The sequence below is a fragment of the Solibacillus sp. FSL K6-1126 genome (genome assembly GCF_038003445.1).
Taxonomy (GTDB): Bacteria; Bacillota; Bacilli; order Bacillales_A; family Planococcaceae; genus Solibacillus; species Solibacillus silvestris.
In genome coordinates, this window is sequence record NZ_JBBOPD010000001.1 from 3168211 (window position 1) to 3182901 (window position 14691).

General features: G+C 33.0%; 15 protein-coding genes and 1 pseudogene. 1 reads left to right on the forward strand and 15 read right to left on the reverse strand.

Annotation, left to right across the window (positions count from 1 at the left end):
- Nucleotides 1-238 precede the first annotated feature (238 nt).
- Nucleotides 239-340, reverse strand: a pseudogene (locus MHH44_RS15835) (iron-sulfur cluster assembly accessory protein); the annotation flags it as partial.
- Nucleotides 341-663: 323 nt separating this feature from the next.
- Here MHH44_RS15835 and MHH44_RS15840 point away from each other — a divergent pair.
- Nucleotides 664-1719 (forward strand): S-layer homology domain-containing protein, encoded by a 1056-nt coding sequence (locus MHH44_RS15840; protein ID WP_340798994.1) that lies wholly within the window; start codon nt 664-666, stop codon nt 1717-1719.
- Nucleotides 1720-2114: 395 nt separating this feature from the next.
- Here the strand turns inward: MHH44_RS15840 and MHH44_RS15845 are convergent, their stop codons facing one another.
- The 14 genes from MHH44_RS15845 to MHH44_RS15910 form a co-directional block, all read right to left on the reverse strand.
- Nucleotides 2115-2555 carry a hypothetical protein gene (locus tag MHH44_RS15845; protein ID WP_340798995.1) on the reverse strand — a complete coding sequence of 147 codons (441 nt, stop codon included), beginning with the start codon at nt 2553-2555 and terminating at the stop codon, nt 2115-2117.
- Nucleotides 2552-3025 (reverse strand): hypothetical protein, encoded by a 474-nt coding sequence (locus MHH44_RS15850; protein ID WP_340798996.1) that lies wholly within the window; start codon nt 3023-3025, stop codon nt 2552-2554. Before MHH44_RS15850 ends, MHH44_RS15845 begins: the two co-directional genes overlap by 4 nt.
- A 14-nt stretch (nt 3026-3039) precedes the next feature.
- Nucleotides 3040-3351, reverse strand: a complete 312-nt coding sequence (locus MHH44_RS15855; RefSeq protein WP_340798997.1) for a hypothetical protein — start codon at nt 3349-3351, stop codon at nt 3040-3042.
- Nucleotides 3344-3838: a hypothetical protein gene (locus MHH44_RS15860; RefSeq protein WP_340798998.1), complete on the reverse strand. Its 495-nt coding sequence runs from the start codon at nt 3836-3838 to the stop codon at nt 3344-3346. The genes MHH44_RS15855 and MHH44_RS15860 overlap by 8 nt, the downstream gene beginning before the upstream one ends.
- Nucleotides 3839-4371: 533 nt before the next feature.
- Nucleotides 4372-4935 (reverse strand): recombinase family protein, encoded by a 564-nt coding sequence (locus tag MHH44_RS15865; protein WP_340798999.1) that lies wholly within the window; start codon nt 4933-4935, stop codon nt 4372-4374.
- A 396-nt stretch (nt 4936-5331) separates the two neighbouring features.
- Nucleotides 5332-5739, reverse strand: a complete 408-nt coding sequence (locus MHH44_RS15870) for a hypothetical protein (protein ID WP_340799000.1) — start codon at nt 5737-5739, stop codon at nt 5332-5334.
- Nucleotides 5740-6370: 631 nt separating this feature from the next.
- Nucleotides 6371-6757, reverse strand: coding sequence for a hypothetical protein (locus MHH44_RS15875; RefSeq protein ID WP_340799001.1), 387 nt, complete (start codon nt 6755-6757; stop codon nt 6371-6373).
- A gap of 126 nt (nt 6758-6883) precedes the next feature.
- Nucleotides 6884-7234, reverse strand: a complete 351-nt coding sequence (locus tag MHH44_RS15880) for a hypothetical protein (RefSeq protein ID WP_340799002.1) — start codon at nt 7232-7234, stop codon at nt 6884-6886.
- A gap of 341 nt (nt 7235-7575) precedes the next feature.
- The gene (locus MHH44_RS15885; RefSeq protein ID WP_340799003.1) at nt 7576-8832 is read right to left on the reverse strand and encodes a hypothetical protein; all 1257 of its coding nucleotides are present in this window, start codon (nt 8830-8832) and stop codon (nt 7576-7578) included.
- A gap of 145 nt (nt 8833-8977) precedes the next feature.
- Nucleotides 8978-9757 carry a hypothetical protein gene (locus MHH44_RS15890; protein WP_340799004.1) on the reverse strand — a complete coding sequence of 260 codons (780 nt, stop codon included), beginning with the start codon at nt 9755-9757 and terminating at the stop codon, nt 8978-8980.
- Between the two features lie 342 nt (nt 9758-10099).
- Nucleotides 10100-10594: an HNH endonuclease gene (locus tag MHH44_RS15895; protein WP_340799005.1), complete on the reverse strand. Its 495-nt coding sequence runs from the start codon at nt 10592-10594 to the stop codon at nt 10100-10102.
- 180 nt (nt 10595-10774) lie between these two features.
- On the reverse strand, nt 10775-11062 hold the full coding sequence (locus tag MHH44_RS15900; RefSeq protein WP_340799006.1) for a hypothetical protein: 288 nt from the start codon (nt 11060-11062) through the stop codon (nt 10775-10777).
- A 1069-nt stretch (nt 11063-12131) separates the two neighbouring features.
- The gene (locus MHH44_RS15905) at nt 12132-12737 is read right to left on the reverse strand and encodes a hypothetical protein (RefSeq protein ID WP_340799007.1); all 606 of its coding nucleotides are present in this window, start codon (nt 12735-12737) and stop codon (nt 12132-12134) included.
- Nucleotides 12738-13560: 823 nt separating this feature from the next.
- Nucleotides 13561-14589 carry a tyrosine-type recombinase/integrase gene (locus tag MHH44_RS15910; protein ID WP_340799008.1) on the reverse strand — a complete coding sequence of 343 codons (1029 nt, stop codon included), beginning with the start codon at nt 14587-14589 and terminating at the stop codon, nt 13561-13563.
- Between the last annotated feature and the right edge of the window lie 102 nt (nt 14590-14691).

Sequence of the window (14691 nt, forward strand, 5' to 3'; positions counted from 1 at the left end):
ATTAAAATCCCCCCAAAGAAGAGTATTAATTACTTCTCCACAACTAAAAAACATGGAAAAAAGTACTATTTTTAATTCCCGAATGTTATTTTAACCTAAATTTTTACTTAATCCAACATATTTTTACATAATATACTCTTTCAGATGTTTATTTTCTTTTTTAAGCACAAAAAAAGCCTCCTTGATTTGTCATGTTTAATAACATCACAAATCAAGGAGACTTGTTATTCACAATCCATTATTCACATGGTTGCTCTACTGCCGGACGTGCTGCCGCTTTAAAGCTTGTGCCGCAGCCGCATGAAGCAAGTGCGTTCGGGTTGTCGATTGTAAAACCGCCACTTGCACCTAGTTGTTATAAAATGTTGTTATATCAATGTTTATCGTTATTTTTAGGGGTTGTAAATCACAGGGTAGATTGTGTATCCCTTACCTCTATGATTGTGTATGGTACGGTTTTAATTATACCTAAAGGTACAGTGAAAATCTACGATTAATAATCATATTGTTCTGTGAGCTACTTAATTTCGAGTGGCTGTAGTAATCACATAAAAAATTGAAAAAAAGTGAAACTAATTTTGGTTTTTTCCGTCAGTACAGCGTTATACAGCCAGAAAAGTATAAGAAATCAGAATAAGATATTCGATATAGGAGATGAAGAAAATGAAGAAGACATTAATTACAGCAGGATTAGCAACAGGTTTATTTTTTACAAGCATGGTGGGTACAGGTGGAAGCGCAAGTGCAAGTTCAGTACACTACAAAGATGTAAAAACATCAGATAACTTCTATTCAGCAGTAGAAAGCTTAATAGATCAAAAAGCTATTAGTAGAACTAACGATAGTTTTAGACCATACGAGAATGTAACACGAGGTCAAGCTTCTAGTATAATCGCAAAAGTTTTAGAACTTGATATTGAAAATGTTAAAGACCCTAAATTTAAGGACGTTCCAAAAGACCACCAATTCTATAAATATATTGCCGCATTAGAGAATGCAGGACTTGTTAAAGGGAAGGGCAACGGTGTATTCGGAATTAACGATCCTTTAACTCGTGGGCAAATGTCTTCAATTTTAGTAAAAGGATTTGAAATTCCATTAATTGGCGCTCATGATATAGGATTTAAAGGTTTTGTTGACACTACAAGATATGTAGGTGGTGGAGAAAATAGTGCCGTAGAGAATGGCGATATCATGCTTACATTAGAGGGTCAATTCAGTCAAGCAATTGAAACTATGCATTATTATAAATTTGTCTCTGGTTACAAAACAGGAGAAACTTATAAAGACAGAGGTGAACTGTTAGAGTTTAGACAAGGTGAAGCCCTTAAGCGCTCTCAGTTAGCATTGATGATTAACAGTATGCAAAAAGGACCTCAATATGAATTTTTATACTTCAAAGACTTTGATATAACAAACAAAAGTGTATCTACTGAAAATGGAGGATGGTCGCATGACAAAGCTGTAATTGACGATTCTTCTATTATCTCTATTAAGGATATTTCTAACTTTGAAACAGTGGCATTCCTTGATGGAAGAGGAATGGCAACGACATTAGACAATGTATACGCTATCCTTGAGCCTAAAAAGGTCGGTAAGACTTTTGCAAGATTTGAAAACGGTGGTGGAACTGGTAAGGAAAAGGTTCTAGAAATTACTGTTACAGGTTCAAAAGGTAATTTTGAAGTTTCTTATAAAGCTGTAACACCAGAAAAGTAAGAAATAATAGATTTTTTAAAGGGGATGCTTGACATCCCATTTTTTTGAATGGTTTATTTTTGCTATTGATTACTAGAGGACTATATCAATTCCACATAGTTCCATCAATATCAAACTCTCTCGATTTCTTAGTCATAAAAAAACCTTCCATTTCGATTGAATCGGAAGATAATTCCAGATCTATAATCACATAATTTTAAGGGTAATAAAAAAGGGTTCTGCATCAGTGACCGAAGCCCTGACCGAAGCCCTATTTTTTCACAAATGCTGCATCAACAGTTTGTGACTGATTTAATTACGTCCCAGAAGGGATTCGCCCCCCGACCGACGGCTTAGCTTACCACTATAGATTTCACTACTTATACTAGGCACACCAAGTGTTTGACTTATTTTTATTAACTCTCTCCATATTTAACTATATATTTTTTAGCAATTAAAAATATTAAATACGTAATCAACTCAACAGAAAGAGTTATCATTAGAGTTAAAACACCGAGTGCATCCGACCACCGAACAGTTAAGCTATCAACAAAAAATAAACTTATACATGTTCCTAATAATATTAAAATCCCTAAACATATATAGCCTATTTTGAAAGCATAAACGAAAGTATCATTAAGTTTTAAATGGTGCTTATCTAAGTTTTTTAAATTAAACTTTGAATATCCTATTGCGCAAAAATATAGCAATGCAACCGAAAGAGAAACAATTCCTAATATAGGGGGGGTAGATTTAAAATACTCATCTGAAAATACAATATAGATTAGATAGCCTATAGAAGAAAAGATTACCACGAATTGCAATGAGAAAATTACAATATTTTTATCCTCATTCATTTCTTTATTTCTCTAATGCTAATAAAATTCCTTAATGAAAGGGTCGGCATTGCCAATAGAGCAACTTCGTAAACAATAAAATCTATATAACCAAACAAAACTTCCAATACATCTTTTAAATATTCATAACTATGTAAATAGACAAAACTATATTTGAATCTTATTTCGTTATTTTCCATCACTTTCAACATTCCGTATAAATTTCTCTCGTTAAAATATTCTATTTTTTCCTTTAGAATATTGTTATTAAGACTTTTAAAATCATCTACCCCTATAGGATTAATTGCTGGTACATATAGAGATACAGCATTTATAGACGGATCTGTAAAAATTAATATATTATATCTAATTAATTCATTAAATAAATCTTCTTTTTCAAAAGTTAAAGAAATAAATTGTTCTTCTCCTTTTTCTCTCACCGTATACTTTAAATTTATGTCGTTGAGAACTTCTTTTAGTAGTCCTATCATAATTAAATTCTCCTTTAAGAATATGCCAATTCTTTTCCTTTATTAAAATAAACATAGTCACTGGTAGAATAACATTTCATTTTTTCTGATAGCATTTTTAAATTTATCCTCAAATTATTTAATTCTTCATTTGAAAAATCCTCTGCTAAATAAATTATTATCCTATTATCTTTAAATTTAAATGTATATCTTCCTATTTTCTCATAACCTAAACATAAATCGCCATAATACTCTATATCTACATTTAAATATTGGGGGCTTTCAAAACTGAATTTTTTTATGTTAATACGCTTTTTTTCGAAGGTCCAAGTATATAACTTAGTCATATGTTCCTCCACCCATCCCTACTATAGTTTTGAATAATCTACCGATTTTAGACCCTTCATGCTGACATGCTATAAAAGGTTTAATAATAGGGTCCATGTCTATCAAAGCTAGAATTGATATTACAGTTGCTTCTCCCTTCATTACTTCGTCCTTTAACCTTATTAAGTTTTCCCTTTTGGACCTTAGTAATTCTTCCTGAATCAGCATTTCTAAAAATTCTTCAGTATACCTTATAGAACCGTATGCTTCTAATTTCTCATCTATTCCTAGAATGTATCTGTCCACGTCGGCATCTTCTGCCTGAAGCATTTCAATTTCTTTTGCGATACGTTCTTTCCTACTCAGTGCAGCATCCCTTTCAGACACGGTTTTAGAAATTGTTTTAATTATATTAACTTCTTCATCATCTAAAGCTTTTATATCAACTTTAGCACTTTGAGCGGTGCTAATGAAGGAAATTTTCATCTCCCTTAAATTCTTCACCAAGATATAGTTCCTCCTAAAACCTCAACAATGCTTAGTAAGATTCCCATAACAATAACATTATTTGTTAATATTAAGAGTCTTTTGCACTTGATTTTTCCTATTAATAATATTTTACCAAAAAAAGATATACTTGGTTTAGTTTTTTTATTTTTATACCCAATTTTATAGAAATATATGATTATAAGTATCAAGTCTGGTATACCAAAAAAACTTAGCAGCAACCATATAACATAGGCTCTACCAAGCTTTTATTTTACTTTATAGATAAGCAGTGGATAAATTAACTAGTCTAATTTCATCAGAAATCCAAACAATTAGGTTTTTTTAAAATAGGTGTACAAATTACTTTCTTATCACATCAATAAGATGACCGTTAAAGGGTTTAACGTTTAAACAGTAAATTACGAATGTAAGTGAAAAATCCATGGTGTGTGGATGAACCAACACATGCCCTATCCCGCATAAGTCCACCATGAAAGTGTGGAATTCATCCCCCGTCTTCTTAACAAAAAATAGAACCACTAGAAAGTCTCTTACAATTGTTTTGCTTCTAATTCATTCTTTCTGTTAATCAGTGTTCGCTTTTTTATTCCCGTCAATTCTTCAACTTCTTTGTATGTATGTTTCTTAAGAAGCTCTAAAGCATGCAATACTTGAGCTTTAGTGTGTTTTCTAGGTCTACCTTCTCTGAAATCAACTCGTTGCTTTGCAAGTGCCTTACCTTCTTGAGTACGTTCAACAATTAGATTACGTTCCATTTCTGCCACCGCAAGCAGTGTAGTTAAAAAGAATCTCCCCATTGTCGTATTCTCCAGTAGACCAACATTTAAAACATGGACTTTAATACCTCTGTTGAATAGGTTCTCGATTACCTCGATACCTTCTTTTGTGTTACGAGCAAGACGATCTAATTTTGTTACAACTAATGTATCACCTTCTTGTAATGCCTCAAGCACCTTGTTGAACTCTGGTCTATTTGTTTGAGTTCCAGTGAACTTCTCTTTAAATATTTCCGCGCATCCTTCCTCCTGTAACGCTTGGATTTGAACCTCTAAATCTTGTCCAATTGTTGAGACCCTTGCATACCCATATTTCATTGTATTATCCTCAATTCTCATCGCTTATTTATTGCACTAAGTTAATGCACCTAACAAACCTTATTGTAGCAGGACTACCAAAACAGTGCAATAACTTTCAAGTTTTTGCACCAAACTTTTGAGGAATGGATGAAGATTATAACGATAAGAGATTTGCTATACATTATTTTATGCAAATTAATGAACAAGCCCAGCAAGTACAAACACCGTTCCGTCAGCGGTTTGCGTCATCTGTATAAAATACTGTATAACCAATGTTCAAAAGAAAAGACACGAAACGTTGATATAACAACGTTCATGCCTTTCTGCTGTATTCCCAAACTTTCATTTGGGAACGTTTATTGGGTTGATTTTGTATACTCTATAAATCCTTGATATGCCAAAGCACCAGTTATCTTAAGAAGGCTTATTTATTTCTAGCAACAACAATTCTAAATCATATTTTAAGTTACTTTTTATCTCTGTATCAAATGTCCCTTGTACTTCTTGTATAGGGTAGTTTTGTTTTTGAACTATATACTTTTTTAGCTTTAAAAAAGTAGTTAAAGGAAAATCAAAATCATACCACTTTTCTCTGTAACCAATAAATCCGTTTCTTTTTATTAAAGCATCTATTTCTATTAACACCATCAGTAAAAAGTCATCATATGGGTATTCTGTTTTAATAAGTGTTTTAGTGTTATTTTTGTCGAATTCATCTTCATAATAGACCGCAGTTATTTTCAGTATATTATTTTCTTTTAATTCAAAAGACCAAACAATTCTTGCTGGTTCGCCTTCCCATTCACACACAGTTTTACTCATTATTTCCCCTTTCGGGACACACAAGGAGTTTAAGAGCATTAGTGACCTTAGAAAATCATCTAAACTATCAGATAAATAACTTGCCCTAAACTCTAATACCTGTCCATTGACTTCAACAATACAGGTGGACCATCCAATTCCACTCAGATAATATTTAAACTTCACTTTTATCTCACCTACTTCGATTAGCGTTCTATTTGTTTTATCACAGCTAACACTTTGTATTAGCTGCTAGATTGAACGTTCCCAAGCTTTGATTTGGTAACGTTATTTTGTATGGAGATGAATATAAATTTTATGTAATTTAACGATAAGTAAGATTTTATTAGTGTGAATTAACTAGACCTGCCATTAATTCTACAATATTTTTTAAATATGAAGATATAAAGAAACTATTTATAGCCAAAATAACTAAAGATATTGCAATAATAAATTTTATAAATTTATCCAAATTAATCCACCTTTCTTCAACTGTTTATAAGAAATCAAAAGAATGTTTATAAACGCAGAATTTTGTGATTTCATACCATATTTACATTGCCATATATGTCATTTGAAAAGGGGAATTGGTTCCCTAAGTGTCATTTGGGACCGTTATTTCCATAAATAATTCATATTTATGTAAAAGTAACTATTCAACAATCAAAATTTTATTGTCTTTTACTGTATAATCTCCATATTTTCTAGAGAGATATATTTTTTTTACTGGTTTTTTTTCATTGGCAAATACCAATAAGAAATCCGTTTCGAGTACATCAATTCCTCCAAATAGAAAATTAAATTGAATATCCATTGAATCTTCTATCATTTCATCTGTTGTATATGGTCCAAACACATCAACTTGTGTCCATTCTAAGTCAGTTAGTTTTGTTAAATCGATTTGTGTTTCTCCTTGTTCTATCAATGTGTAAATATCATTAGCAGAAATTGTATTTTCGCCTGCTTGACTTCCCCAAAAAAGTAGTAATGAGCCTAAGATAATGACGACAATAACAATGATGTAATGACTTTTTTTCATAAGTCCCTCCCGTTAATATGGATTTAAATACATATTTCGCCTGCTAAAGACGCCCAATCACGTTTTTAGTTCCCAAAGCGGTGTTTGGGAACCATTTATGATATATGTTAGATACACTAAAGCACCTTAACTTAATATTATAGTGGCTGTAATGAGATAAACGTGTACTGCAATAAACAAAATTAACGCAATTATTCCTACCCACTTTATCAATACTAAATTACCTTTCGAAAACAAAAGAAACCCGATATATATCATTATCGCCATCACTGCCATAGGTAAAGAAAAGAACCAAACCCCTTCAAAAAACATTAAGGCTATTAGGTAGCTTAAAACTAAAGATACTATGCCCCCCAATGTTTGACTAAGTGATCCAGCGTTTAAAAAATTATGACTTACTTTATATATCAGAAAACCACCAATAGCACTTACAAACACCGCTAACACAACTATATATAAAACAGTTAGATAGAACACTGACATACCCCCTTTTCGAATCCATATTACCATTATCAACTAACCTACCACATTGGTTGGAATATAACCTTCCCAAACCGACGTTTGGTAACATTAAAGTGATTGTAATAGTGAATAAAATCGATATTTTATTACAAATATAAAAACTGTTGAATATTCCTTATTGCGATTTCAATTGATAACCAACTACTTTGTTTAACACCGCTAAAAAGTACTATGTCTATTCCACAATGGGATAAGATTTTTAATTCTAGTAAAATGATAAATTACTCAAAATCATTTAATATCTAGTATCGACATAATCTTCTAACTTAGCTAGCTGCAGTCGCATTTTAAGATGATTAATCAAAACCTAAACTATCTGGAAGTTCACCAGCTATATCTTCATTTAGCTTGATGTAGGAATCTCTTATTGAAGGTCTCTCTTCAAATAATTCTTTTATAGCATCACCTAGTTTCCAAGGTATGTGGTTTGCATTAAATGTATCATTAAGTACACTAACTATATCGCTATTTAGTCCGTATATTTTGAAATAAAGGCAGATAATATGCTTATTTTCCCTTGCCCAATTAAAGTTGTTTATCTTTCTGAACTCACCAAATGCTAAATCCTTAAATATCTCAAAAAATCCACTTTCCTGCAATGAAGTAACATCAACTTGTTCTACTCGTGAGAAATGTGTATCACCTACAACTACTGAAATCCTTTCAATTGCCTCTTTTAACTCCTCTTCAGGTATTATCTTATTCCTTAACATCGTAATAAATAACGGGTAAACTCTATAAGAATTCCAAAACTTCTCTTTCCAAAGAGAGCGTATGAACTGTTTTTCATCTCGGAAATAAACCACTAAAATTGGTTCAGCCATTAATAATTCTAATATAAATGAACCCTTATCAACTAAAAATTTCACTGTACTATCAGAGAATTCTCCGTCAATTTTTAGCAGAGATGCCCAAAATTTTAGAACAGTATCATCAGTTAATATATTCTTATCATTAAAATAATTATATATATTTTGGAGAAATTCATTATGGTCAGGTTTTTCTACTACTATAGGTATTGATTCTATTATTTTTGTATAGTCAGCACTTCTAGGGGTTACGCCCCAATCAAAATGAACTTTAATTTCTTCAATAAGTGATTCTTTCCCTCCATTAACTACAAACTTTGCTATATTTGATTCAATAAATAGCCAAAATACTTCAACATGCTGGTAACTAATTTGATTTCCTTTAGCATGAGCGCAATCATTTCTTCGATCCTTCCAGTATTCATATTGCTTTCTAACCTCTTCACTAAGTAGGAATATTTCTGCGGGCTGCTTTCTATTTACTGTCTCCAATAATTTGCTCTCCCAAATATCATCATTAAGGAGATCCCTTTGTATTGAATCCCAAAGACCTTGGGGTATTGCGCTAGGCTTTTTTGCTTCTAAAACCCTGTCTTTAAGGATTGTTTGAAAAGTCAAATAAGAGAATAATAGTGATGCTCTATATGCAGAAGATTTATAACATAAGATTGCCTCTTTAAGCAATTCACGTGCTTGTTCAGATATATTTTGTTTAATTAACCAATCTTCAAATGGAATTTTCATATACACTCTCCTCTAATTACATTCCAATTTATTTTAGCACTATATGGTAATGTTTACAGGGGAATAATTAGAATATTTATCTTAATTATCAGTAAATTTAAATTTTACAAATATCTATCCCAATATAAAAAGAAGAGATTCTCAATTATGAGACTCCCCTTTCGTCTGATACACCAGCCCCTCCACTTTTAAACTCTTTATGACTAGTTTTGTAATGGAATTCTGCCTGCTGAGCAGCCCATTTTGAAGTATGTTCTTTATGAATCCATCTGGTGCAGTAGTTCTTTGTAATTGAGTTATTAATCTGAAAGTAAACAAAGTTTAGGATTTCTTCTTCATACAACGCTTTTAGATATTCTATAACTGACTTTCTGTTTATACCCGTATCGCTTACAATTTTATCAATTTTAGTATATGAAATTGGTATGTTGCTTGTACCATAAAAAATATTTCCTATCATATTTAAATAGGTTGCGAATATCTTTGGCTTATAATCGCTTTTCATTACAACAATTTTTTGAATATCATTATAGAATACTTTAGCAAATCCCCATTCTTCATCCTTGCCTGTTGGTTTAATAAAATAGTTGTTAGCAGGTTTTAAATCATTAGTCATATTTTCCATTGTAAAATCTTCATAAATCTTGATATGCCCCGCCTCTTGCAATCTAAGTAGGGAATCCTTTGTTCTTGTCCTTGTTTTACTTTGTTCAGTATTCATACCAATAAATCTCATTAAATGAGTAACACCAGTATAAGCTACTCCTTGAAAGTTGTTTGCTATTGATTTAATAATTGCTAAATGATAAACATCTAATTCACCATTCTTGCCTAGGCTCTTGGTTTCTATGAGTGACTTGGAAATCATAATAAATGATTCTGTATTTTCTCTTGACTTCGTAGTTGATTTTTTTTCTGTATTCACTGTTGTCTTTCTCCTTATATTTTTTTATCTTCACCATCCGATAAAAAGATTTCACTGAAGCTTGTCTGAACTGAAGGGAGCAAAGAGAGGCTTTGCCGACTTGCGCCCTACATTTCTATCTATTATATTATCTTCTATCTAGTATTCTTCTATCTATTCCCCCTTCAAATACATTCAGAATGATAGCAAAACACTAATTCTTTTAAGGTTAGGGGGACACCTAAATTTTAGGTAGCCTTTTCATATGTTACACCTTATTTTTAGGTGTATTTTGACTGATATTCATAAAACTACACCTAAATTTTGGGTGTAAATAATTTAAATGGAATTCCTTAAAATGAATTAAATGCTGTTAATTTTCTTGGGTTTTACTTCGGTAAACAACTTTCCACCAATTGATACTTTTACTTCATCGATAAAACTTTGTGCAAATGGTTTAGCATATTCTTCCAAGAGCATCGGTACTAATACCTCACTAGGTATTTCTCTAATAACTTCTTTTAGGATTCGAGTACCCTTAGCAATATTACAGCCTTTACACAATACCCAAGCATTATCATCATTACTAGCTGTGTTTGGCTTACATACATCCTGTGCGAGTTTATGATCCACTTCCAAATTACTAACGCTTCTGCAAATTTGACATAAATGACCGTACTTTTCAAAGGCAGCTTGCTTTTGCTCTTTAGTGAAATCCCCACCATTTGCTCTACGTTTCTTTTCTCGGTTATTATTACATTCCCGACAGGCACTAGTTAATCCATCTGATTTAGTACTATCTATCCCAAATTTTTCTCTAATCTTAATTTCTTTACACTTACTACATTTTTTGGACACTGATGTTTGAAGCTAGTGTAAGCCCTCACTCTCGACAATATATCATTGCCCGACACTACGATTTTCAGCAACTCCTCACCCCGCTTTCTATAATTGGATTTTAGTTTTTGTGTTGTTTTGGATTATTTTTTTTTAACTAAATGTACTCCCTAGAGGTAACACCCCAGCTTTATTTATAGATTATCTAAAATTAGTATCATATTCCTCAATTGGATCATATACATTAAATTCATTAAAAACCTTTTCAAGCATCTGACGCTCAAATAACCGTCTAGCAAATGTTCGAAATGTATACCATTGTTTATCAGTCGTACGCTTAAATTTGGTATAACGTCCTTGTGTTAGGCTCAGTGCAAGTAATTCTTCCGCAGAATGAATTTCCGCTTCAAATACCCTATGATGTAGAATATTGCCTTCAATCTCTGTAGTTCTAAATTGAATTGCGTAAGTTTTGTTAGTTCTTAACATTTTTTCTCCTACGTTTTAAGCCCGCATGGCTATTAATTTATAAAGAATTAGCTAAATTCACTCCTTAAAAAACAACACAAAAAAGGAGCTGAATCTACATGATCCAACTCGTTAGAAAACACACTTATCCCCTGTTTAATAATAGGCAAAATACATCCTATCCATTTTAGTAAGTAACAGGTATTTAGATATGTGTGCCTCCTAAAGAGGCGGGTACATGTAGAAACAACTCCTTCATAGTATAATTATTATATGATAAATTTATTTTTTAATATTTACGTCAAATAATTATATCACTATCAATCTGATAATGCAATAGATTTCATAATTATTCTTCTTGGATTTTTTCATAATCTACGGATATTTAAAGGGAAAATTGTATATACGTATCGAAGTCTAGTTTAGAAATACTTATTGTTTAAATATTTTTATAGGTTGAAAAGCTGCTAATATTCGTCTCGTATCGAAATTTTTGCACATTATATTATGTGCATTGAGGTGGGTATCCTACTTCTACCTAATATGGTAAACATGGATTGCTGAATAACTTCTGCTCTCTATTTGATCGAAATAGTTATAAGAAAGACTGTTATTAATCTGGAAGATGGTAATGTATTAAAATAACGTCAATCCAAAAAGTAACTCGCCCTCACCAGTCGGATGGTTAAAAGGGTTGAGTTACTTTTTGTTTTAATCTTACACCATATTCGATTGGTCATCACGCTCCGTGAATGTGACTATCTTCAATATAGCTTTATTGCATCAAGAAATCAATAATGACCATCTATGGTAACAATGACTTCTCCTTTAAGATTTGACCCTTTCTCCTAGCGACCCAAGTTCCTGCCTTCCCCGAACGCCCTGCGTGGGGGGCATTATCTATATCTTATTTATATTCGTCTCTCTTATTCCCCTTTAGTCTCTCTTATTAGAGTACCAAAAGGTGTCCCATTCCAGACACTATTTCCTGTGACGGTGGGAAAAAGTGTCCCGTGCTAGACACTATTTCTTGAGGTCTGGGAAAAAGTGTCCCATTCCAGACACTATATTTGCGTTATTTATTGTCTACTCATTTCCTAAAGACTGATTTATGTCTTTTTCTTGCTTTACAGTTAAAACAAGAACAATTACGTTTTTTATTGCAAGCTATAAAGGGATATTCTATTCGCTCTGTATCACCATACTTTTTAAAGCCCCCATTTTCATCGTATTCTCTTTGAATTCTTATTAAATCAAATGACATTAGAAATTCATCAATATTAGTGGATATTTCTATTTTATATTTATCTTTTGCTACCTTCTTTACAACTTCTTCAGTCCAGTCCCAACGAAAATATTTCCAATGACTACTTAATCCTTTGGAGAGGTTTTTTTGAGGACGAAGATACCACATGAATAGGTGTTCTAAAGCAAACAAATGCCGCTCACTAATATCTTGAGGTGGTATAATTACATCCATATATTTGACTTCTGAAGTAAGCTTTTTACCACTGTATGAGTTATGCGCCACAAATCTAGCTCGCCAATTCTCTATTTCTATATTCTTATCTTTACAAGATCCAACATACTCAAAATCTCCTTTAGAGTTATAAAATATGTACACTCCCGATAGACCCTTTAATGATGTAACATTAAACCCAACTGTATGTGTCTGTATCTGCCTATTCCTTGCCATAAGAATCACTCCCATTTTTTTTATTTTCATTACGTACTATTAGGGAACCTTTTAAATTACTCTGACCAAGTATTCCTTAAGAATTGTAGAACTTATTCATTTTTTTATTGACAAAGAATCTAGCCATCTCCAACATGAAGCAAGAGTTGAGGACAACGGCTTGGTGCAAGAATGACTGCCTATATTTCAGAAACTAACTTAATAGAAATTGAAATATAGACAGTCATCGCAACATGAATCCTTCATTTGAGGTATCCGTATATGTATGCCCTTGTTAATGTGAGATTGCTCTCGTTGCATCTACTAATCTACTTCTGCCCCCGATAGTTATTAAAGCTCGTACACTTGCTATTGCAATTGCCGTTAATCCATATCCTACGTTGAATGAGGAACTCTGGAACTTCTAAAAACATATGATACAACCTGCGTAGCCGTAGCCACTCAGACCTTCCACTCCTAGCTGTTAATGGTCGCTAACACCATTCAGACACTAGAGCCAACAAGGAAGCTCTTAATAGTATCCTAGACGTTTGTGTGCTGTGGAAACGTCATAACCTGTCAAGTTTAGTTACAATTGGTGTTACTAGGATTCCACCAATGAGCCGCTCGTTGACCTAAAAAAGACAATAGGAAACTAGACCTTTGCATATCCGCTTTTTTTCAAGTAGAATGAAGGCATGAATTGGCTCTATTTAGTTGTATTCGTGTACTGCTACCAGAGCTTTGAGAGTGTGCTATTACCAGTAGCCGCTCTCTTTTTTATTTAATAATGCTTTCTCACTTGTTAAGCCGCTCCATAAGCTATCCTAAACCTACTCCAACTCTATTGCTTCTTGTTCAACAAATTCATCACAGGCGAATAGCTATCATGTGTCTTCCGCAAATCATCCGTATCCATTTGAATATATCTGCGCATCGTTCGAATATCGCTCCAACCGCCCATCTTTTGAAGTGTGAAGGAATCACAGCCATTAAGCGTCATATTTTTAGCCCATGTATGGCGATAAACGTGAGCTGTCACTTTTTTATCTTTGATACCTGCCTTCTCAGCGTAGTATTTTAAACGCTTGTTGAAATGATTCTGACCTAGTGGCTCCCCCCATTGCGACAAAAATATTCTATCAGTTGTGAAGTGTTTCTTATTCTCACCTATGAGCTGTATGAGTACCTTTACCGTGTACGCTGAAATTGGCACTATACGAGCTTTACGATTCTTATTTACCTCAGCTTTGAGTGTGATAAAGCGTGTTTGAAAGTCTATATCAGCCACTCGCAAGCTTAGTAACTCATTTGCTCTAATCCCACAGTCTAATAACAAGGTCATAGCAACATAGTCTCGAAAGCCAACGTAATCACGCTTCTCAGGCTGCTTGAATAGCTCTTTAACCTCTTCATCTGTAAAGCAATTGGTAAGGTCAATATCTTGCTTTATAAGCCTCACAGATTCCAAAGGATTATAAGCAATTAAGTCCTCCCTTTCTAAATGATTAAATATCGCTTTGTAAACTCGTAAGCGAATATTTATTGTTGTATCAGCTAAACCTATTCCCTGCCCTTCCTTAATGAATTTGTGACCTTCATATTTTTGGGCATCATACTTCAAGTAATTAATATAATCACGGAAGATTTGAGGTGTAAGCTCGTCAATGGTTTCAATCTCATAAATTTGTTCAACCCACTTCACAAAGTAACCCCAGTCCTTGTGATAGTCCTTTAATGTTCTAGGACGTATTCCCTCAGCCTTTTTAGCCGATGTTACAAGGTCAATTGCTTGCTCAAAGGTAATCTTAGGATACTCCTTTCCCATCGCCATTTTACCAATAGCCGTTCGCTTCTTTTTCTTTAAGACCACGCAAAAAAGCCTCCTTCACTTGTGATGTTTTAGTAACATACAAATGAAAGAGGCTTGGTATTTACAACCCTAAAAGCACAGATTTAGGGTTGTGTTTACATA